At 59.4% G+C, this 20,747-nt stretch carries 22 protein-coding genes and 1 tRNA gene; 12 read left to right on the top strand and 11 right to left on the bottom strand.

Annotated elements, in window-relative coordinates:
• Positions 1-57 precede the first annotated feature (57 nt).
• Complete coding sequence (gene rnpA, locus BGO16_RS09150; RefSeq protein WP_292618361.1) at positions 58-393, bottom strand: ribonuclease P protein component; 336 nt, start codon at positions 391-393, stop codon at positions 58-60.
• Between the two features lie 23 nt (positions 394-416).
• On the bottom strand, positions 417-551 hold the full coding sequence (gene rpmH, locus BGO16_RS09145; protein ID WP_006609582.1) for a 50S ribosomal protein L34: 135 nt from the start codon (positions 549-551) through the stop codon (positions 417-419).
• A gap of 321 nt (positions 552-872) precedes the next feature.
• Between rpmH and BGO16_RS09140 the strand changes: the two genes are divergently transcribed.
• On the top strand, positions 873-2,348 hold the full coding sequence (locus BGO16_RS09140) for a HAMP domain-containing sensor histidine kinase (RefSeq protein ID WP_292618360.1): 1,476 nt from the start codon (positions 873-875) through the stop codon (positions 2,346-2,348).
• A 241-nt stretch (positions 2,349-2,589) separates the two neighbouring features.
• Positions 2,590-2,666: transfer RNA gene (locus BGO16_RS09135), tRNA-Arg, on the top strand.
• A gap of 180 nt (positions 2,667-2,846) precedes the next feature.
• Here the strand turns inward: BGO16_RS09135 and BGO16_RS09130 are convergent.
• Positions 2,847-3,218 (bottom strand): hypothetical protein, encoded by a 372-nt coding sequence (locus tag BGO16_RS09130; RefSeq protein WP_292618359.1) that lies wholly within the window; start codon positions 3,216-3,218, stop codon positions 2,847-2,849.
• 259 nt (positions 3,219-3,477) lie between these two features.
• Here BGO16_RS09130 and BGO16_RS09125 point away from each other — a divergent pair, with 259 nt between their 5' ends.
• Entirely contained in the window at positions 3,478-3,693 is a 216-nt protein-coding gene (locus BGO16_RS09125) for a hypothetical protein (protein WP_292618358.1), read from the top strand.
• Between the two features lie 168 nt (positions 3,694-3,861).
• On the opposite strand, the gene BGO16_RS09120 is transcribed toward BGO16_RS09125, so the two are convergent.
• Positions 3,862-4,221: a PRC-barrel domain-containing protein gene (locus BGO16_RS09120; protein ID WP_292618357.1), complete on the bottom strand. Its 360-nt coding sequence runs from the start codon at positions 4,219-4,221 to the stop codon at positions 3,862-3,864.
• A gap of 740 nt (positions 4,222-4,961) precedes the next feature.
• On the bottom strand, positions 4,962-5,918 hold the full coding sequence (locus BGO16_RS09115) for a manganese catalase family protein (protein WP_292618356.1): 957 nt from the start codon (positions 5,916-5,918) through the stop codon (positions 4,962-4,964).
• A 770-nt stretch (positions 5,919-6,688) separates the two neighbouring features.
• Between BGO16_RS09115 and BGO16_RS09110 the strand changes: the two genes are divergently transcribed.
• From BGO16_RS09110 to BGO16_RS09100, 3 genes are all read left to right on the top strand, one after another.
• Positions 6,689-7,180 carry a pyridoxamine 5'-phosphate oxidase family protein gene (locus tag BGO16_RS09110; protein ID WP_292618355.1) on the top strand — a complete coding sequence of 164 codons (492 nt, stop codon included), beginning with the start codon at positions 6,689-6,691 and terminating at the stop codon, positions 7,178-7,180.
• Between the two features lie 114 nt (positions 7,181-7,294).
• The gene (locus tag BGO16_RS09105; protein ID WP_292618353.1) at positions 7,295-8,350 is read left to right on the top strand and encodes a type III polyketide synthase; all 1,056 of its coding nucleotides are present in this window, start codon (positions 7,295-7,297) and stop codon (positions 8,348-8,350) included.
• Entirely contained in the window at positions 8,347-8,841 is a 495-nt protein-coding gene (locus tag BGO16_RS09100; RefSeq protein WP_292618351.1) for an isoprenylcysteine carboxylmethyltransferase family protein, read from the top strand. Before BGO16_RS09105 ends, BGO16_RS09100 begins: the two co-directional genes overlap by 4 nt.
• Positions 8,842-8,972: 131 nt before the next feature.
• Here the strand turns inward: BGO16_RS09100 and BGO16_RS09095 are convergent, their stop codons facing one another.
• The gene (locus tag BGO16_RS09095) at positions 8,973-9,422 is read right to left on the bottom strand and encodes a hypothetical protein (protein WP_292618349.1); all 450 of its coding nucleotides are present in this window, start codon (positions 9,420-9,422) and stop codon (positions 8,973-8,975) included.
• A 921-nt stretch (positions 9,423-10,343) separates the two neighbouring features.
• Between BGO16_RS09095 and BGO16_RS09090 the strand changes: the two genes are divergently transcribed.
• The 6 genes from BGO16_RS09090 (at position 10,344) to BGO16_RS09065 (ending at position 16,756) form a co-directional block, all read left to right on the top strand.
• Positions 10,344-11,540 carry a 2-hydroxycarboxylate transporter family protein gene (locus tag BGO16_RS09090; protein WP_292618348.1) on the top strand — a complete coding sequence of 399 codons (1,197 nt, stop codon included), beginning with the start codon at positions 10,344-10,346 and terminating at the stop codon, positions 11,538-11,540.
• A gap of 42 nt (positions 11,541-11,582) precedes the next feature.
• Positions 11,583-12,512: a LysR substrate-binding domain-containing protein gene (locus BGO16_RS09085; protein ID WP_292618347.1), complete on the top strand. Its 930-nt coding sequence runs from the start codon at positions 11,583-11,585 to the stop codon at positions 12,510-12,512.
• A 102-nt stretch (positions 12,513-12,614) separates the two neighbouring features.
• On the top strand, positions 12,615-12,797 hold the full coding sequence (locus tag BGO16_RS09080; RefSeq protein ID WP_292618346.1) for a hypothetical protein: 183 nt from the start codon (positions 12,615-12,617) through the stop codon (positions 12,795-12,797).
• A 204-nt stretch (positions 12,798-13,001) separates the two neighbouring features.
• Positions 13,002-13,754 (top strand): gluconate 2-dehydrogenase subunit 3 family protein, encoded by a 753-nt coding sequence (locus tag BGO16_RS09075; RefSeq protein ID WP_292618345.1) that lies wholly within the window; start codon positions 13,002-13,004, stop codon positions 13,752-13,754.
• A 4-nt stretch (positions 13,755-13,758) separates the two neighbouring features.
• Positions 13,759-15,522 (top strand): GMC family oxidoreductase, encoded by a 1,764-nt coding sequence (locus BGO16_RS09070; protein WP_292618344.1) that lies wholly within the window; start codon positions 13,759-13,761, stop codon positions 15,520-15,522.
• Between the two features lie 4 nt (positions 15,523-15,526).
• Positions 15,527-16,756, top strand: coding sequence for a cytochrome c (locus BGO16_RS09065; RefSeq protein ID WP_292618342.1), 1,230 nt, complete (start codon positions 15,527-15,529; stop codon positions 16,754-16,756).
• 23 nt (positions 16,757-16,779) lie between these two features.
• Here BGO16_RS09065 and BGO16_RS09060 read toward each other — a convergent pair whose 3' ends face one another.
• The 5 genes from BGO16_RS09060 to BGO16_RS09040 are packed head-to-tail and all read right to left on the bottom strand — an operon-like array spanning position 16,780 to position 20,653.
• On the bottom strand, positions 16,780-17,079 hold the full coding sequence (locus tag BGO16_RS09060) for a cytochrome C oxidase subunit IV family protein (protein ID WP_292618341.1): 300 nt from the start codon (positions 17,077-17,079) through the stop codon (positions 16,780-16,782).
• Positions 17,076-17,720, bottom strand: coding sequence for a cytochrome c oxidase subunit 3 (locus BGO16_RS09055; protein ID WP_292618339.1), 645 nt, complete (start codon positions 17,718-17,720; stop codon positions 17,076-17,078). The genes BGO16_RS09060 and BGO16_RS09055 overlap by 4 nt, the downstream gene beginning before the upstream one ends.
• Positions 17,713-19,314, bottom strand: a complete 1,602-nt coding sequence (gene ctaD / locus BGO16_RS09050) for a cytochrome c oxidase subunit I (RefSeq protein WP_292618338.1) — start codon at positions 19,312-19,314, stop codon at positions 17,713-17,715. The genes BGO16_RS09055 and ctaD overlap by 8 nt, the downstream gene beginning before the upstream one ends.
• The gene (coxB, locus tag BGO16_RS09045) at positions 19,311-20,252 is read right to left on the bottom strand and encodes a cytochrome c oxidase subunit II (RefSeq protein ID WP_292618337.1); all 942 of its coding nucleotides are present in this window, start codon (positions 20,250-20,252) and stop codon (positions 19,311-19,313) included. Before coxB ends, ctaD begins: the two co-directional genes overlap by 4 nt.
• A gap of 17 nt (positions 20,253-20,269) precedes the next feature.
• Complete coding sequence (locus BGO16_RS09040) at positions 20,270-20,653, bottom strand: hypothetical protein (RefSeq protein WP_292618336.1); 384 nt, start codon at positions 20,651-20,653, stop codon at positions 20,270-20,272.
• Positions 20,654-20,747 lie beyond the last annotated feature (94 nt).

Below are 20,747 nucleotides of genomic sequence, written 5' to 3'. Positions count from 1 at the left end.
ATTCGGTTCGGGTTGCAGCTCGGTTCGCCGTCGAAGCCGCCGATCGTGACGCCGCCATCATCCTGGATGCTGGCGATCGAGGCGACGGAACGCCGAACGCAGGTCATCGAGCATGACGGCGAAACCGCGGTCGAGCGCAGCACGGCGGCCGATTACCACATAATCGCTGTGCGGTCGCATGGATAAGGAGCCCATGCGCTTCACCAATTCGCGAAGCCTGCGGCGGATACGGTTTCGCTCGGTCGCGGTGCCGTTCTTTTTGGTCACCGTGAAGCCGATCCGGATCGGGCCGTCATCGTCGCGGCGGCGATTTTGCACCACAAAGGCGGGTGTGCTCACCCGCAGCCCATTGGCAACGGCGAGGAAATCCGCTCGCTGCCTCAACCGGTCCATGATGAAATCTCGGAGAGATTCGCTCAGGCGCTCAGGCGCTTGCGGCCGCGTGCGCGCCGCGCGGCAAGAACCTTGCGACCGCCGGTCGTTGCCAGACGGGCACGAAAGCCGTGGCGGCGCTTGCGCACCAGTTTGCTGGGTTGATAAGTCCGTTTCACGGGAATCTCCGCTGACCGGGCAAGTCGCCTGATATTGAGGTTGAGCCCGGGAATGCCGACCCGAGCCAGGCCGACGATTTCGGCCCGAACGAGCCGCCCCGGTTGAAACCGGGCCATCGCGGACAGTTGGCGCGGCTTATAAGGGAGCGGCCTCTTTTCGTCAATCTTGCCATGTAGCGTTTCCCTGCGCCGACGGAATTGGCCAAATCCCGCATTGGGTCTATATTGTCCATATTATCGAGCGTTTCAGCGGTTTTTCCGGCCGGTTTGGGATAAGGGCGGAATTACTGTCAGTTTGCCGCAGGTCTGCGGAGGGCAGCCGTGTCACAGGCGATCGAACAACTCCGGGTTCGGGCAGCGCGTTTGTCATTGCGCGGCCGGCTCGGTCTGTCCGGCAAGCTCCTGCTGCTGACGATCCCGCTGGTGATGATCGCTGAAATCCTGATCTACGTCCCCGCGATCGCCAACTTCCGGATGAACCGGCTCAACGACCGGCTCGCGGCTGCGAACACGGCCGCGCTGGTGCTCGACGCGGCCCCGTCGGGCACTGTGCCCGATTCGCTCGCACGGCAAATTCTCGGCAGCATCGGGGCGCGGGCCGTCGCCATCAAGATGGGCCAGCAGCGCCGCCTGCTTGCCAGCGCGGATTTGCCGGCAGCGATCGACCATGACATCGACATCCGCACCGTGACACCGTGGTCGGCCATTATGGGTTCGTTCGAAACCATGCTGGAAAGCGGCAACCAGGCGATCCGCATCATCGGGCCCGGACCGCGCGGTGCGCAGTTCATCGAAGTCGTGACCGACGAGGAGCCGCTGCGCCAGTCGATGTACCGTTTCTCGCGCAACCTGTTGCTGGTTTCGCTGGCGATCGCGGTTCTCACCGCGGCCTTGGTCTATCTGGCGCTGCACTATCTGTTCGTTCGCCCGATGCGGCGTCTGACCGCGAATCTCGTGGGCTTCCACCAAAATCCCGAGAGTTCGGCGCGGATTATCGTGCCGTCGCAGCGCGGCGACGAAATTGGCGTCGCCGAGCGTGAGTTATCCGACATGCAGCGTGACCTCGTGTCGATGCTGCATCAGAAAAGCCGGCTCGCGGCGCTCGGCCTCGCGGTCTCGAAAATCAATCACGATCTCCGCAATCTGCTGGCGTCCTCGCAGTTGCTGTCCGATCAGCTTGCCAGCGTGCCCGATCCGCGGGTGCAGCGGTTCGCGCCGAAGCTGATGCGCTCACTGGAGCGCGCCATCGCATTCTGCCAGTCGACACTATCTTACGGTCGCGCGCAGGAAGCCGCGCCTGACCGGCGGAAAATAGCGATCGAGCCTATCGTCAACGAGGTGCGCGAGTCGGCGGGGCTTGCGGCGGAAGGGTCGATCACCTGGATCAATGCGATCGAGCGCGGACTCACCATCGACGCCGATCCGGATCAGCTTTTCCGTATCCTGCTTAATCTGGTGCGCAATGCGGCGCAGGCCCTGGAAAGTCAGCCGCACGATGCCGCGGCCCGGCAGATCAGGATCACCGGCCGCCGCGAGGGTTCGGTGACGATCATTGAGGTCTCCGATACCGGACCTGGCGTGCCGCAACAGGCGCGCAATCATCTGTTCGAGGCCTTCCAGGGATCGGCGCGTCCGGGCGGCAGCGGCCTCGGACTTGCGATTGCAGCGGAACTGGTGCGCGCGCATGGCGGCGAGGTCAATCTGGTGGAAGGCACCATCGGTGCGACGTTCCGGGTCGCGATTCCCGATCGCCCGGTGGAATTGCAGACCATTCGCAACGAACGCGCGCGCGCATAGAACTGAATTCGAGCGCGGGGCGCGCACTTAACGTGATTTGGCCATTCCTGCCATAAGGTTAGCAGCCGTGTCGCCATCGTCCGTTATCAGGGCGGTTTCAGCGGTTTGCCGCCATTTCAGCAATGTTGGTGCAGCGGTGCCGCTTGCAAAGCCGGACGGGAGCCGTTAGCTATGGCCCGCTTTCGAGACGCCTGTCTCCGAACGCAGTTGCTGTTCGCCACTCGCGATTTCCGCGACAAACGCGCCCGTAGCTCAGCTGGATAGAGCACCAGACTACGAATCTGGGGGTCAGGAGTTCGAATCTCTTCGGGCGCGCCATTTCAGAACAGAACTGCGAACGTCGAACGCCGCCGAATCCACGTTCGAAGCGGCCACCAGGGCGCGAGGCAGCTCTGATTTCGATCCCATGATGCGAACCTCGTCGTCCGCCACCTCGACGCGCTACGCGAACGCGCGTAGGTGATCCCGCCGATAGCCGCCGCTTTCAAGGCGCAGGCCCTAGCGGGCGGTGCGGGAGAAATCGTCGATCATGTCGAGGCTGACCGACTCGCCACCGGCGCTGTCAAGCGTGGCCTGGGTCCGCTCGGCGTCGGCCGTGGCCTGATCCCGAATGGCCTTGAGGCCGGCGATGCGGTCCTTGAGCACCATATCGTCCTTATCGACGATGCTGCCTTCGATCGCGTCATAGAGGCGGTCAAGGCGCTGGTCGGTCTCGGTGATTCGCTTGTGGAGTTCGGCAAGGTGCTGGCGGCGGCGCTCGGCGCGGTCTTCACGGCCGTCAAGCAGATTGGCGAGGATCGTCTTCAGCTGCTTGGGCTGGAGCAAGCGTTCCTCTATGCGGCTCGCCACGAGATCGTCGAGCTTGTCCATCGCGATCGTGCGGCCATTTGCGCTAATCCCCAGCGGCCGTCGTCGCGCGTGAAGAAACGGCGTTCGTTGAGGTAGCTGGCGATGGCTTTGACGCCCATGGGGCCGGTCGTGCCGTTGCCTTGATGCACGCAAAGAGCCGCTTGAGACCCAGCGGCTTTTGCGATGCTTCAATCAACGCGTGAAGGTGCGCTTTCAACGAAGGACTTGCCTCGTATCGGATGCGCCCTATCTTAGCGAAGCCTGCTAACGGAGAGTGAAGATGAGCGATGAGGACGAGAAGCGGATACAGGAAATCCTTTCACGCTTCAGCGACGGGCTCGAAAGCAAGGACGCGAAGGTGCAGCAGGTCAAGGATACGCTGCAGGCTTTCCTTGAGAACGGGCCCGGTACGCGCGAGGAGCGGCAGCTGATAGTGCTCGACAAACTCCTCCTGATAGACGCCTCGTTCAACGACTTCCGGAGCAAGCGCAACTGAATATGCGCTCCATGAACGCACGGCCTCCGCTGAGAGCTTTTGAGGTCTTGCAGAACCGTGCGGTGCCCCCGGGTCTCGGCGCGGGCCGCCAGTAATTTCGGTGCGACAGCCTCGTTCCTATGATCCCGCTGAGCATCGCGGCCGGGAAGCCGGCCGCGACCTCGAATTCTAGGTAAGGCCAGCATAGTAGTCGTCGACTGCTTTGGTGCGGCCACGGTCTGTCCAATCCCAGCTGCTCGCTGATGCATACCTGGGCGCGCCGTTGAGCTGCTCCTCGGTTACGCCGACCCGGTACCCTCCAACATCGGTGTCGTATTTCAGGCTGTTCCAGGGAAGCGGATAATGGTCATTTCCGATGCCGAGAAACCCGCCGAACCCAAGGACCGCGTATGACACTCGTCCACTCCTCTTCTCGATCATGACGCGCTCGATCTCGCCGATCTTCTCGTTGTCGCGGCCGTAGACCGCGGTTCCTTCAACCTTATCGCTGCCGATTAGGGTGCCGGTTTCTCTTGCTTCTTTGGCCATGAGATTCTCCTCGCTAGGGATGGAAAACCGGCTCGCACCGCAAACGTTCCCGGTGTCCCGATGCTAATGGCCGGCGCAGCCGGCGCATGGAAGTAGAGCAGCAGCGTCAGCATCAGCATCAGAACGAGGCCGCAGTTATGGCGACGATGAAATCATGAGACATGATCCGCCAGCGCCGCCGCGTAAATGTTGGTTTCAAGCCGTAGCAAAAATACTGTCGCTTAGCTTATTGACAGTCTCTTGAACTAGCTTTGTCTTAGCAGTCCTTCCGATGTGACGTCGCGGTTGCGAACCAAGCAGCTAATCATTCCCAGACCAGGGATCGAGGCGGAACGCGAAAGCCCTACTTTGGCGTCTTGCCGTGGCAAACATCGCAGAGAATGCGCCATTTTAAGATTTCCAACTCAAGCCCGGGATTTTTGTAAACGGAAGCTCATGGCCCGGAACGCTCCGCCCGGAACGCTCCGCCGTGGTGTCCATCGGCTTAGCAGGTGCATCGCGCTGGAAGCCCAGCGTTTCAACGTCCAGGTCGAATTGGCCGAAGCTGCGGAACTGATCGAAGCCTGGCATCCTGACGTATAGCGAGTATTTTAAGTAAGTACGTGACGCAAACGTCCACCAGAGGGAATACGCCTGCTGGCGTACCGGCATCTGGCGACCGGACGCAAGTCAACGGCAGTTAGCGCAAACCAAGGCTGTTATAGTCGTGGACGATTTTTTGCGATCCCTTTTGGGATTGCCTACGCTGCGGTCCGTCTTTGTGCCATAGCTCTGGCTTCGTCCATGTCAACTGCTCCGCCTTTGTCTCCGCCGGTGACTTTTCCCGCGCCAGGACCAGCGCCTAAATCCGCGCCAGTCTTCGGGTCGCCTTCTTGTTGCGACATTGTGCGAGCGCCTAGGGCTTTGAGAGCTGCCATGTCAATCGAGCTGAGCTGAACGGTGGCCTCGCCATCGCCGCCATCTGCTGGAAGGCTTGATTCCAACTCATCCACCCTTTTCCATTGCTTGCCGCTATTCCATGGGCCGTTCGGCTCTGCGCCGCCTTGCGAAGTATTTACATAAGTATCTGCGAAAGTTTTGAGTCCCGGAAGTTTGCCAGGTGGAAAGTTATCTGCGATGGCATAGAGCGCTTTCTCGAATGACTTCTGGTGAGCGATCTCACGAGTCATAAGAAAGCCCAGTGCCTCCTTAATACCAGGATCGTCGGTTAAATTGATGAGTCGCTCGTACACAATCTTGGCCCGGCTTTCAGCGGCTATGTTCGAGCGTAGATCGCAAGTAGGATCACCCCGGCTATCGATATAGGCGGCAGTCCATGGAACTCCTGAAGAATTGGTGAGTGCCGGACCGCCACCATAGAGGATCGATTGAGTGTGGCTATTCCCACCCTTCGTGAGGGACATATAGAGTTCAGCTTCCTCCATGCTGCCTTCAGAAATTTGGGCTTTGGCGCCTTTGTTGAGCATTGCGACGATGGAACCAATCACTTCAAGATGACTGAGCTCTTCGGTAGCGATATCGAGAAGCATGTCCTTGCGGCCAGGGTCGTCGTCAGCCAGTCCCTGCGTGAAATAGCGCATCGCCGCTGCGAGCTCGCCGTCAGGACCGCCGAACTGCTCCAGCATAAACGAACCGAGCACCGGATTTGGTTCCGAAACGCGGACAGTGTATTGCAAGCGCTTGTTGTGCATGAACATGCGTGATCTCCGTTGCTTTTGCCTACAACGAACCGGCTCCCGCTTGGGCGGTTCCTAGCTGACAAGAAATATTTCGATCGACCGATTCAATGAACGGGCGGTTGCTTAGCTCCTCTGTGTCTTGTGTTAGGCATTCGCCCTTGAACTGGTATCAGCCTTGACCGCACCATGGCTGTCACAACGACCGCGGTCGGCAAGGCCTTGATCGCGCCAACGACGGCCAACCTCCCCGCTCATCTCCGAGTAGTAGGGCCGCAAATCGAGTAGTAGGGCCGCATCGTCGGAACGAACGCAGGCCGTTGCCTCCTGCGGCGCTAAAAAAATAATTCTGAGACTCCGGAACGAAGGCCTGCAGGTGCCATGAGCCGTTCACGGAGAATCTCATAAGGTGTCTTTCCGTTCTTGCGGACCCGGGCGCCTCCGGCAGCCGGCTGAAGCCGTTGCGCCTGAAGCCTTGCCGCCTGGCTCAAGAGAAGGATGTCTCGCAAGTCCGTATCCAACACAATAATCAATCATGATGCGGTTGGCCCTGTGCCGGCGCAGTGCCATGTAATCACAGACGCTGCCTTGTTGTTCGCCCCTGTCGAACCGTTGATTCTTCCGCGAGTCCGGTGCGAGCGCCGGGCTTTTGATGACGGGAACTCCGCCACTTGATGGGGATTATCCCAAATCGATACTGAGCCGCACAAGCCACGCGAAGAACCCGTTTCCGAAGTCTCGAATTACTGAAGCCTCAGGTTACCAACCACATCACATGAAGCTGGTCTAACATGAATAAGGAAAACAACATCGATCGCGTCTGGGACATCATTGAAAAGGTGGGCGTTTGCATGCTGACAACGCAATTCGCTGATGGATTGCGTGCGCGACCACTGGAAGCAAGACCTGATCGCGGCGCTGGCCTGATTTTCTTCGTAACCGATATTCACAGCGCCAAGGAGCAGGAGATTGAGGCCAGGCCCGATGTCGGACTCATCTTTATCGATGCAAACGAGAAAGCTTATCTGTCGATCACCGGTCGCGCCGACATGATCCACGATGCGGACAAGATAGAGGCGGCATGGCGAAAGACTGATGAATTGTGGTGGCCAGGAGGGCCAAGCGATCTCAATGTATGCCTGTTGCGAATCGAGCCTTTTATCGGGGAATTGTGGGATGGACCAGCAAGTGCCATGGCGACCATCTTCGAGTTCGCCAAGGCGAAGTTCACCGGAGAGAGGCCGAACCTCGGTGAGAACCGCAAGGTGACGGTCAAGATGTAAGAACGCCGTGGCGCGGTGAGTTCATCTGCATCGGCACAGGTGGCCGGCGCCCGCCTGGCTAATTGCGTGGGCCGCGGTTTCAGATATCGATACCACTCGGGCAGGAGTAACGACATGAAACACGCGGCCGCTTTAGTCTCGATGGCGACCGGGGTTCCAGCATATGTGTTTCATCAGATGCAAATCCTCGAGGCAGCCCGAGCTATCTTGGGCTCGCTATATCCGCAGTTTGAAACGCTCTCCACTCTTTTCGCCAATACTGGTATACAGCGCCGTTACGGCGTCAAACCGATCGAATGGTACTACGAGCCGCGTGGCTGGCCGGAGCGGACTCAGGCCTTTCTCGAAGGCGCGGAAGCCTTGTTCGTCGATGTCGCGCACAAAGCTATCGAGCGCGCCGATCTCAGCGCGGCCGACATCGACACCGTCGTCACGGTGTGTTCGACCGGCATTGCCACTCCGACACTGGAGGCGCGCGTCGCCGGGAAACTTGGTTTTCGGCCGGATGTGTCGCGGGTGCCAGTGTTTGGACTGGGCTGCGCGGGTGGCGTCGCGGGACTGTCGATTGCATCGCGCTTGGCGCAAGCGCGGCCTGGCACCGACGTGCTGCTAGTGGTGCTTGAACTTTGCACGCTCGCAGTTCGCCACGACGAATTGACCAAAGCCAATATCGTTGCTGCTAGTCTGTTTGGCGACGGGGCTGCCGCTGTTGTGTTGCGTGCCGGTGATGGAGGTGCAACTTGTATCGAGGCGACCGGAGAGCATCTGTGGCCGAACACGCTGAATATCATGGGGTGGCGCGTGGACCCCGAAGGATTTGGCGTGATCTTTCAGCGCACGATCCCTGACTTCGTAGCTAAGCACATGAAACCCGGCGTCACGGCAGTCTTGTCCGGGATGGGTCTGTCGATTGAAGATATCGATGGCTTCATCTGCCATCCAGGCGGCACGAAGGTCATTATCGCGATCGAGCGAGCTTTTTCGCTCGATCAGGGGACGCTCAACAACGAACGAAAGGTTATTGCCGATTACGGGAATATGTCGGCGGCCACGGTCCTGTTTGTGCTTGAGCGGGCCCGCGCGCGGGGCCTGCCGCCGCGATCGCTAATGACCTCGCTCGGGCCCGGCTTTACGGCAAGCTGCGTCACTCTGCGTCACGTCGCATCGTGACCCTCGCCATCCTCATTCTCGCGCTGGTCACCCTGCAACGGCTAGGCGAGCTCGTCATATCCCGATACAACACCCGCAGGCTATTGGCGCAAGGCGCGATCGAGATCGCTCCGGGTCATTATCCGTTCGTAGTTATGATCCATGCCGCCTGGCTGACCACCTTGTGGATATGGGGTCGCGGCCAGGACGTAAATCTTGTCGCTCTTTCGATCTTTATTTTGTTGCAGGCCCTTCGCGTTTGGGTGCTGGCGACGCTCGGATCGCGATGGACAACGCGCATCATTGTGTTGCCTAACGCGCCTATGGTTACGTCGGGGCCATACAGATATTTATCACATCCAAACTACGCAATCGTCGCTGCGGAAATCGCCATTTTGCCGCTCGCTCTTCATCTGGTGTTGATAGCGTCGATCTTCACCGTCTTGAATGCGCTGGCGCTTGTCATCCGTATTCGTGCTGAATCCCGAGCACTCGCAACTGTGCGGGGTTAATTATGTCTGCCGACATCAAGGCTGAAGACCAGCCGCAGCACGGTTGCGAACGGATCGAGGCAAAGGATCATTCTCAGTCATGTGTGACGCTCCGGCGGATTTCTTCATTCTCGCTCTCGTCAGCCTTGCTCCTAAACCGCCTTCCAGGCAATAAGCACTAGCACGACGGCAATCGCTAAATCTGAAATCATCGCCATCGTCCGCTTTGAATTGCCTCGGGCATGAGGGATATGGCCTACGCCTGCGAGCGCATAGTAAATTCCGCCAACAAACGCCCCGCCGAACAGCAGTTGCGGCCAGACAAGCGACAGCGCGCCAAGTGAGCCCATCGCTAAATTGGCGAATCCGAGTTCTCTCACGATGCCAAAAGCAGACCGATCTTCAATGTGGAAGATATCTCGTGCAGTGAATGCAGGCTGCATAACTTGACGGATGCCGGCAATGAGCAATCTCAGCATTGGCCAGAAGACAAACCATTTCATGGCTGACGTGGAGAGCGTGTGACCAAATGCGAGCGCCTCGATAGCGGTCGAAGCGATCGGAAAAATCAGAAGAAGCAAAAGAATGGTGATAAAATACATTTGAGGTATTCAAAGGCAACTTGGAAGCGATGGCAAGCAATGTTCGTCATGTTGGTGCTATCTGTCTCGGGTCAGTTGCCGTGACATTCTCCAGCGACGGTTCTTCCTAGCTCAGATTACTGATTGGCACCGTTTAGAGTGAGCTTCCTTGCTCTCTACGGAAAGCGTTTGCTGGTGCTCGATCTTTTGGATCTGTTTGATACGAACTCCACGGGATAGCGCATGCCCATTTTCGCAAGGTCAGCAGCGTTGGCGCTGGGGGGCGCAGCGGAGATCCGGGGTCCGAAGATCGAACTTGGCGCCGAAGGCGCGCGGGCCTTCAAGGCATGCGAAGTCTTCGAAGTCCAAACGGAAAAAACGGGCGATAAAGGCGATCCAGCCACGGCGAACGTCCGTGCGGTTCAGGGCGAGGGTGCCGTAAGCTGCGTTGGCAGCAAATGCTGGTTTCAGTCTGTTTCAGTGGCGAAGCGCCTGGACGGAGCTAGGCGAATTACACAGCCTGCGGTTGGTCTCTGTCTCAAAAATACGACGACGAGCTTGGCGGGTAAAGAGCTAGCCAAACTCCCCGCCAGGCTCTCCCGCATCCTAACGAGCGATTAAGGGGCGGCCCGTTTTGGGGTGAGGCCTGGCGTAAGCCGTCCAGACCTCGGCGCCGTAAATCGAGCTTCTCGGCATACGGAAGAAAGCGCGCCTGGAGCGATCGCTCAAATCCGCAGCCGACGCGCCGGCATCTGCAATGAACCGCGCGGCATGGTTCGATACCGTCCTTCCGGTTGACGGAGTTTGAATCCAATTCATACTCGTTTCTGAATTTTGTCCTCATTGTGGAAGATGCCAGTGCCGGCGTCCAAAAGGAATGCCATTCGCGATGCGGCATCGTCCCCTCGATGGCGCACGCGAAGCACGGGCGTCCTTGGCGTTGTGGTATTGGCGCTTGGTCTTGCCGCCGTTGCTTCCGTCGAAAAGCCGGATGTGTCTTTGGGCAGGCTCTGCATCGCTCTTTTTATCACAATTCTCGGCGCTTTCGCCTGCGCGGAGTTTGGCCGTCTTTCGCGTCTCCGCTTGATAGGCATCGATACGGTGCTTTGCCTGGTCATCCCGTCCTGGCTTGCAGGCATTGCCTGGATTCCCCGAGATACAGTCGTTTCGCTGGGCGCTGCGACCGAACGGTTGGATATCCTCGGATGGCTTATCAGCGTCCTCGTGCTCGGTGGCTGCTTACAAATCAACTGGAGAACGATGCGAGGCATGGCCCTGAAACTCGCGATTCCCGTGATCGGCGGGACTCTCGCGGCGTCAGCGACGACGTGGGGCCTAGCGGCGCTTTGGGGGAGCGACTTTCCGAGAACGTTTTTCCTCCAGTTGGCGCCGATGATGGCTGGCGGACTGACCGCGGGAGCGCTACCGCTCGCAGCGGGTTATGCTGATCAATGGGGGCAGGGGCATGGCGAACTGCTGGCTCAGATGCTGCCTGCGCTGTTCGTCGCCAATCTCGCCGCAATCGTCGGCGCGGGAATAATAGGGATGCTTCACCCGGTGGGCGCGGCCGGAAATGGCAGCGCTGCGGCGAGCGATGTAGAATCGTTCAGCCCTGCGGACGTCGGACTGGCCATCGTCGCAATCATTGTGCTGCACGTTTGTGGAGCCGTCGTTTCGCGTTCTTCTGGAATTTCCGCTGCTTTGGTCGTCATCGTCGTCGCCATGGCGGCGAGTGCGCTGGACGTCGTGCCGGCGCCGGTTGTGCGGGGGATGAGGGCTGTTCAGGTTTACTTCACATCCTACCTGCTGTTGCCGATACTGTGGCTGGTGGGCATGACTCTTTTGCCTTGGGAGCCCATTGTGGCTGGGTTCGCGGCGCCCTTGTTCGGTATGGTCATTGCCGCCGTTCTGGTGCTTTCCATCACCGGCTATCTCGTCTCGGGCTGGACGGGCTTGGACCCTGCCGATGCGGCGACGATCACGCTCTCGCGGATGGCGATGGGCGGCACCGGCGCTGTCGCGATGCTGAGCGCAGGAGGTCGTCTGCCTCTCCTGCCGTTCGCGCTTCTGGTGACGCGGCTCGGCGGGGCGCTGACGGTGCTGATCGCGCTGCAGGCTGCGGCCGTGATACAACCCTGACAAGGACAACCAAAAAAGGCATGCCGACAATAGGGGCGCATTTTGCAACTCAGGCACCTGCGATATTTTGTCAAGATCGTCGATGCCGGGAGCTTTTCCCGCGCGGCTGCGACGATCCACGTGGCTCAGCCCGCGCTCAGCCAGCAGATTAGAGAACTGGAGGAGGAGCTCGGGGTGGCGGTGTTGCAGCGCCATGCACGAGGCGTCAGCGCAACGCCCGCAGGCGAAGCGCTCTATCGGGAAGCGCTCGCCATATTGCGGCAGATCGAGCAGTTGCCGGGGATCGTACGTTCGAGCGGCGGCGAGCCGGACGGCGCTGTCGCACTCGGCATGTCATCGACTCTGGCTGCCGCGCTGGGCGGACCTTTCATTCAGGCGTGCCGCGAGCGATTCCCGAAGGTGTTCGTGAAGTTTCACATCTCCGACAGCGAGACGCTGAAATCCGAGATCTCTGCGCGTACGCTCGATCTGGCGCTGCTTTTCGAAGATCAACTGGCTGCCGGTTACTCTCGATCGCGGCTGTTCCGGCAGCGTCTGTACTATATTGGAAACAAGCGACTGTCTCGGTCCGCGGGGACGATATCGCTCGATCGGCTGGCGAAGAGTCCGCTTGTTCTTCCGACTGTACCAAACATCCTGCGTTCGGTTCTCGACCGCGCTTTTGCCGGAATCGGCGTCGTGCCGAATATCGTTAGCGAAGGTGATCAGCTGAGTTCGATCATGTCCCTTGTGCGGCAGGGTCTCGGCGGGACCGTGCTGCCGCGCGGCTTCCAGCATGGCGAGGGGGCAGGCGATCTCGGCGTCCCCATGATGATCGAACCGCCGCTCGCTTTGACGGCTTCCGTCATGTGGTCGAGCGATATCGCGCTCAGTCGTGCCGCGGAGTCGGTGCGCCTTGCGCTCGAGGACTACGTCATCGCATATGCGCAAAACAACGTCCTTCCCGGCCTCGAACTCTTCGAGCAAGGCTAGCTATTGGAAGCCGATAGGGCTCTATAGCGAGACCATATCTGTGCGGCCGATCCTGAGGGGACTGCATGATCTGTTACCCACCTCCGCTGGATCGGAGTTTCGATGGTAGGCACGATCGGCGCATTAACATACGAGATATTGACGATGGGAAATGCGGCTGACGCGCATCGAGGTCGGCGGAAAACAGAACACCTCGCGGTTGCGGGCAGCGATCTTGAAGATTTGAAAATTCTCGGCAGACATCTCGATCGCTGCTTCGATACGTCGGACAGAACGAATGATTGAGAAAGCACATCATCGTGAAGCTCATATCGTGTCCGTGTCGAGCGAGAAAATTTATATGAGTGGAGAAATTTGCTCCGAAAAGGGGAACATGGGCGGTTCACAATTTTGAACTCGATGGAACATTCCGCTTTGCTTGTCTCTTACTGTTCCTCGGAAGCGCCTTGAAGTGAGCCTCGGCGACGAGGCGAGGCGCTTGAGGTTTCAATGATGGACTCTCAGACTTCGCTTCGCTTGTCCCGGCGGCTGTTTCTCACATCCGCGGCCATTTTTCTGACGACCTCGGCTTCTGTTGTTCATGGGCGAACCATTCAGCAGGAAATGCCGTGGGCGCCGGGTGCCGCCGATCCTCCCGCGCAGGTGCGCCCGGGCCCGTGGGCTTTCTTCACCAGCGACGAAGCCGCGACCATCGAAGCCATCGTCGATCGCCTGATTCCACCGGACGATCACGGTCCCGGCGGCAAGGATGCCGGCTGCGCCGTATTCATCGACCGGCAACTGGCTGGACCTTACGGCCGTAGCGAGGGCCTTTATACGCGTCCTCCGTTCATGCCGGGCTCTTCGACGCAGGGATATCAAAACCCGGCTTCGCCCGCGGGCCGCTATCGCAACGGATTGAAGGCGCTGGCGGATCAGGTCGGGCAATCCCGGAGCGGGAAAGCTTTTCACGAATTGACCGCTGCCGAGCAGGACAAAATTTTGTCCGCGCTGGAGGACGGATCGGTCAAGCTGAAGGACGTCGACGCGAAAGCCTTCTTCGCGATGGTGTTGCAGGACACCCAGCAGGGGTTCTTTGCCGATCCGATCTATGGCGGCAATCGCGACATGGCGGGCTGGAAATTGGTCGGCTTCCCGGGTGCGCGATACGACTATCGCGATTGGGTCGAGCGCCACAACGAGTCTTATCCGCTGCCTCCGGTGAGCATCATGGGGCGTGCGGACTGGTTATCGAAAGGATAGACGAATGGCGCGGAAACTGCCCTCCAAGAACGTCGTGGTGATCGGACTGGGATGGACGGGGTCGATCCTCAGCTATCATCTCGCGAAGGCGGGCCTAGACGTCGTTGCGATCGAACGCGGGCCGTGGCGTGACACCGCGACCGACTTCCCGCCCGCTTATGCCCAGGACGAATTGCGCTACGCCATTCGGCTGGATCTGTTTCTGCGGCCCGCGCAGGAAACCCTGACGTTCCGCAACAGGGCCGATCAAACCGCGTTGCCGATCCGGAATTTCGCCGGCTTTCTCCCCGGCAACGGCGTGGGCGGCGCCGGAATTCACTGGAACGGCCAGACCTGGCGTTTCCTGTCCACCGACTTTCGTCTGCGCAGCCACCTTACCGAACGTTACGGCGCGAGCATGCTGCCCGGTGATATGACGATCCAGGATTGGCCGGTCAGCTACGACGAACTGGAGCCATACTACGACCGCTTCGAGAAGCTCTGCGGCACTTCGGGCAAGGCCGGCAACCTCAAAGGCGTCAAACAGGACGGTGGCAATCCGTTCGAAGGCTGGCGATCGTCCGAATACCCCACGCCGCCATTGAAGCAGGGACTCGGTGCAACGCTGTTTGCCGAAGCCGCGCGCAAGCTAGGACACTCGCCATTTCCCCAGCCGGCGTCCAACCTCAGCGAGGCCTACACCAATCCGCTCGGCATCCGCATGGGCCAATGCAGCTATTGCGGCTTCTGCGAACGCTTCGGCTGCGGCAACTATTCCAAGGCAAGCCCACAGACCTGCGTGCTGCCGGCTCTGATGCGTCTGCCGAATTTCACCGCGCAGACCGAATCCGAAGTTCTCAGGATCAACCTCGATTCAACTGGCAAGCGCGCGACCGGCGTCACCTATGTCGATACGTCGGGAGAGGAATGGGAGCAGCCCGCGGACATCGTGCTGTTATGCGCGTTTGCCCTGTTCAACGTGCAACTGATGCTGATTTCCGGCATCGGAAAACCCTATGACCCGGACAGCGGCCAAGGTGTGCTAGGCCGCAATTACGCTTATCAGACCACATCAAGCGTCAGCGTGATCCTGAAAGACAAGGTGCTCAATCCGTTCATCGCCACCGGCGCTCACGGTATGATGATCGACGACTATAACGGCGACAATTTCGATCACAGCAATCTCGGTTTTGTCGGCGGCGGCTACATGGGAGCGGGGCAGACCAATGGACGGCCGATTCAGACGCGCCCCGTGCCGAAAGGCACGCCGAAGTGGGGCGCCGCGTGGAAGAAGGCGACCGCCGAAACCTATCAGCACGCCTACAGTCTTTCGACGCACGGCAGTTCCTACAGCTATCGCGACTGCTGGCTCGATCTCGATCCCACTTACAAGGATCGTCTCGGACGGCCGCTGATGCGCATGACGTTCGATTTCCACGACAACGAACTGAAGATGTCCGCCTATCTCACCGAACGCCTCGCGGAGATCGCCAAGGCGATGAACCCGACGGAGATGCAAGCCCATCCCCGCAAGGGGCCGTATGACAGCACGATTTATCAAACAACCCATAACACTGGCGGCACGGTGATGGGTGACGACCCACAAACCAGCGTCCTCAATCGCTACTGCCAGAGCTGGGATGTTCACAACCTTTTCATTCCAGGCGGCGCCTCCGTATTCCCGCAGAACCACGGCTACAACCCGACCAATACGGTTGGCGCGCTGGCCTTCTGGACGGCGGATGCGATTACGCAGCTTTATCTAAAAAATCCCGGTCCGCTGGTGTAGAGATATGTATCGTTCGCTTGCACTCACGGTTCTGTCATTCGCATTCATTACCTGCGCGCACGCTCAGGGAGCGACGCAGGATTTCAGCCGCATCGAGCGCGGACGTTACCTGACGACGCTCAGCGATTGCGCGGGATGCCATACCGCTCCGGGCGGCAAGCCGTTCGCCGGGGGCGTGGCCCTGCAAACCCCGTTCGGAACGCTGATCGCGCCGAATATCACGCCTGATACCGAGACCGGAATCGGCAACTGGAGCGACGACGAGTTTGTCTCCGCTCTGCAAGAAGGTCGCGGCCGCAACGGGACACGGCTTTATCCCGCCATGCCTTATACGGCCTATACCAAGATGACGCGCGACGACATTCTGGCGATCCGCGCTTATCTCACCACGGTGACGCCGGTGAATCACAAGGTAAATGCCAATCAGTTGCCGTTTCCTTTCAACATTCGCCTCGCGATGATGGTTTGGAACTGGCTGAATTTCACGCCGGGGCGCTTCGTTCCGGATCCGCACCAAAGCGACGAATGGAATCGTGGCGCTTATCTCGTTCAGGGCCCCGGACATTGTGGGACGTGCCATACGCCGAAAACCATTTTGAATGCCGACAAGAACGACGCGCCGCTCGCCGGCGCAACGCTGCAAGGCTGGTTCGCGCCGAACATCACCGCCAATCGATACCAGGGGGTCGGCCGCTGGTCGAAGGACGACCTGATCCAGTATCTGAAAACCGGCGCCAATAACGCCACCCTCGCCTCCGGTCCGATGGTGGAAGCGGTGACGCATTCGACTTCGCGAATGAAGGATGCGGACGTGGCCGCGATCGCGACCTACCTGCTCGGCATCGACCAGGGTGGAATCAACAAGCCTGCGCCGCTTGCCGCAGACAATCCGTCCATGAAGGCTGGCGCGGCGATCTATAAGGACGCCTGCGCACCCTGCCATCAGGACAATGGTCGGGGCAGCGCTGAACTGTTTCCCCGCCTCGCCGGTAGCGCCATCGTGCAATCGGACGACCCGACAACGCTCGGCCGGATCGTGCTTGAGGGATCGCGCGCCGTCGCGACGAGCTCCGCTCCGACCGCCCCCGCGATGCCGGCGTTCGACTGGCGGCTCGACAGCGATCAGGTCGCCGCTGTCCTGACCTATATCCGCAACAGTTGGGGCAATGCCGCACCGGCGGTGACTGGCGCAGCGATCGCCAAGCAGCGAACGACACTGGCGCACTCGCGCTGACGAGGCGCACGGAATGATGGGCTTCATACCCGTGTCAGAAAATCCATCAGACCGAGCCACAACAGGATCGCAAGCCAAAAGAATCCAGCAGCAGCGAAGGCACGGATGATGCCGGATCGATGTCGAAGTTCCATGAATATCGCGGCAACGAGCCCGGCCTTGATCGTCGCGATCGTCATGGCAACCGGGAAATTGAATGACGCCAGCGGCTGATAGGAGAGCGTGACGGTCAGGCCAAGCAAGGCCAACAGGCCGATCCAGCAAAGAACCAGATCGACGAACGGACGCCATAGCCTCCGTTCGGGGCGCCTGATCTCGCTCATGAGCTTCGTCCCGGCAGATAGATCAGGGCAAACAGGAAGATCCAGACCAGATCGACGAAGTGCCAGTAAAGCGCCGCTGTTCTGAGCCCGGCGATGTATCGCGACCTTGCCGTCGTGGCCGTGGCCATTGCGGCGAAAACGGCCAGCACTCCGATTCCGGCCACGACATGGACCCCGTGAAGAAGCGTCGCGATAAAATAAAAGATGAAGAACAGTTCGATCCCGTGCGCATCTTGACCCGTGCGTGCAAAGTTGACACCGGGAACGAGATGCTCGCGATATTCCCCGAGATACTCGACACCCTTCAATCCCAGAAAGCCAAGCCCCAACAGGATTGCGATGCCGAGCAACGTGCGTGTCGCACGGCGCGCTCCCTGCTCCGCAGCTTGAAGCGCCGCCGCCACGCAAAAACTGGAGGTGAGAAGCAGCGCGGTGTTGACTGTTCCAATGACGATCCGGGTCTCGCGTCCGGCCGCGAGAAACGCCTGCGGGTCCGCGTGGCGATAGACGAAATAGCTGAGGATGAGCCCGCCGAACAGCAGCACTTCCGTCGACAGAAACGTCCACATCCCAAGCTCTAGCACTTCGTCACGTTGCGCGCTGGTCGCCAGATGCTCGGCGATGTCCTGACTGTCAGACATGCTGCGGCTCCGGCGCGTGCGCGTAGTCGTACGGATCTCCGTCGACAACGGGTTGCCGATCAAAATTCAGCCGTGGCGGCGGCGATGACGTCTGCCACTCCAGTCCCGTGGCGCCCCACGGATTGGCTGGCGCGCGCGCGCCGAAGAACAACGAGTAGGCGAGATAGAACATCGGCAGTAAGTAGGCGATAGCGAGAACGGATGCGCCGCCCGACGACAACACATTCCAAATCTGAAATTCTGGAGCGTAGACGTGGTAGCGCCGCGGCATCCCCTCGGCGCCGAGAACGAACTGCGGAAAGAACGTCAAATTGAATCCGAAGAAGATCAGAATCGCAGCCGCGCGCGCCCAGTATTCCGGATACATCCGGCCGGTAATCTTCGGCCACCAATAGTGAAGCCCGCCGAAATAGGCTGTCACCATTCCACCGACCATGATGTAGTGAAAGTGCGCGACGACGAAATAGGTGTCCGTGGCGTAGACGTCAAAAGCAAGGCAAGCCAAAAACAGTCCGGTCAAGCCGCCGATCGTGAAAAGCCCGATGAATGCCAACGCATACAGCATCGGCGCATCGAACCGTATCTTTCCCTTGTGCAGGGTTGCGGTCCAGTTGAACACCTTGATCGCGGAGGGTACGGCGACGATGAAACTCATGAACGAGAACACCAGGCTGGCGGTCAACGACTGCCCGGACACGAACATGTGGTGACCCCAGACCAGAAACCCCGCAGCCGCGATAGCGAGGCTGGCCCATGCCACGAACTTGTATCCGAAGATTTTCTTGCGCGCGTAACATGCGATCAACTCGTTCACGACCCCCATGCCCGGCAGGATCATGATGTAGACCGCCGGATGCGAATAGAACCAGAATAGGTGCTGGAACAGCAACGGATCGCCGCCGATTCGCGGATCGAAAATGCCAACGCCGAACAGACGCTCCGCCGTCAGCAGCACCAGCGTGATCGCGAGCACCGGCGTCGCCAGCACGAGGATCACGGAAGTGGCGTACAGTGACCAGATAAACAGCGGCAGCCGATACCAGGTCAGCCCCGGCGCCCGCAGCTTGTGGATCGTGACGATGAAGTTCAATCCGGTGAGAATCGAAGAGAAGCCGGCGATGAAGATGCCCGTGACCGCGACCGAAACATAACTGTTGGAGTACAATGTCGAGAACGGCGTGTAGAGCGTCCACCCGGTATCGATCCCGCCCATGAAGATCGCAAAGAGCGTCACGCTTCCGCCGAGCACGAACAGATACCAACTCGCCAGATTGAGTCGCGGAAAGGCCAGATCGCGGGCGCCGATCATCAGCGGAACGATGAAGTTTCCCAGCGTGTTCGGAATTGACGGGATCAGGAAAAACCACACCATGATAATGCCATGCATGGTGAACAGCCGATTGTAGGTATCAGCACTGACCACATCCGGTCCGGGTGTCGCGAGCTCGATCCGAATCAATGTCGCGGCCACACCGCCGATGAAGAAGAAAAAAATCAGCGTGGCGAAATACAGGATCGCAATTCGTTTGTGGTCCGTGGTGGTGAACCAGGAGCCGAGCCGATAGTCATCAGTGAGATAGTTCTTGCCCGTCATGGCTTCACCGTCGCCAGCGATTTGATATAGGCGACCAACTGCAACAACTGCGCCTCGTCGATCCGCCCCTCGAACGAAGGCATCACGGGCTGATAGCCAGCGGCAACCTGGCTGCGTGGCAGCAGGATCGAATCGCGCAGATACTTGTCATCAGCGATGACGGTGCTGCCGTCAGACAAGGGAACGGGCTTTCCGTACAGGCCCTCCAATCGCGGCGCGTGAATGCTGCTGGAGCCCTCATGGCAACCTGAACAGCCAAGCTGCCGGAACAACGCGCTTCCCTGCTGCGCCAACGAACTGGATGGTGCCTGCTGCGCCAGCCATGCGGCATAATCGGCAGGACGCATCGCAACGACCTCCCCCAGCATGCGCGCATGATCCGTGCCGCAATATTCGGCGCAGAACAGGTGATAGTGACCGGGACGCATGGCTTCGATTTCGATGCTCTGATAACGGCCGGGTACGACATCATGCTTCAGGCGAAGCGCCGGGATAAAGAAGCTGTGAATGACATCCTGTGAAGCCATCACCAGATTGACCGGTCGATTGATAGGCATATGAAGGGCGTTGATCTCGGCTTGCCCCCCGGGATGCTGCACTTTCCACATCCATTGCTGGGCGACCACGAAGACCGACAGGTCATCCGCCGGCGTTTGATAGATTTTAAGGAAAATCGCCGCTCCCCACGCGAACAGGCCGAGAAATGCGACCAGGGATGCGGCGGTCCAGCCGATCTCCCAATGCCAACTTTTGGCTTCGTGATTCTCGCGATCGACGTCGTTTCCGGCGCGATAGCGAATGCAGAACAGCAAAATCAGAAACAGAAGGAGTCCGAGAACAAGGGTACTGGCGACAAGAAGCCCCCGGAATAGAAGATCGACATCCCCTCCATACGGCGAGACCCCTTCGTGCCAGAATGGAATCCACTGTCGCCACATCCGCTCCCTGCTCCGCGTCAGTGACGGGATCCGCTCTGCAACTGATCTTTTCCAGATGACCCTGCGGGCCAGCCCGGCAGACCGCGCTGCGCCAGTAGCTCCATGGCGCGCGTGACTGGAATTTGCACAACGCCGTGATCGCGATCGATCCAGCCGTACCGAGCGATTGCCGTGGTATCCGCCTTGTCGAACTGCGCGAGTTTGGCGCGAGGATTCACTTCGAGAACAGCTGCTCCAGCCGCGATGTCTGGCAGCCGAGGCGCTCTAGGTTGCCGCGTTTGCGGATAGATCAACGTCATGACAAGCGGCACAGCGATAACGAAGGCGGCGACACCCGCCGCCAGCTTCGCAAGTAAACTTGGCGGCGCGTCCGTGCGCTCGAAATCAACCCGTTCGGTCATATCCACATCCTGCGACCTAACAATGCGAGCCGGCGCGGGTTGTTCCTCGACTGGAACGCAACGGCTTCCGAGAGGTTGGAATGCCGAGACACAG

Source organism: Nitrobacter sp. 62-23, from assembly GCF_001897285.1.
In the GTDB taxonomy this organism is placed as follows: domain Bacteria; phylum Pseudomonadota; class Alphaproteobacteria; order Rhizobiales; family Xanthobacteraceae; genus Nitrobacter.
Note: the sequence above shows the minus strand (reverse complement) of the source record. Positions and strands in the feature narration are given on the sequence as shown.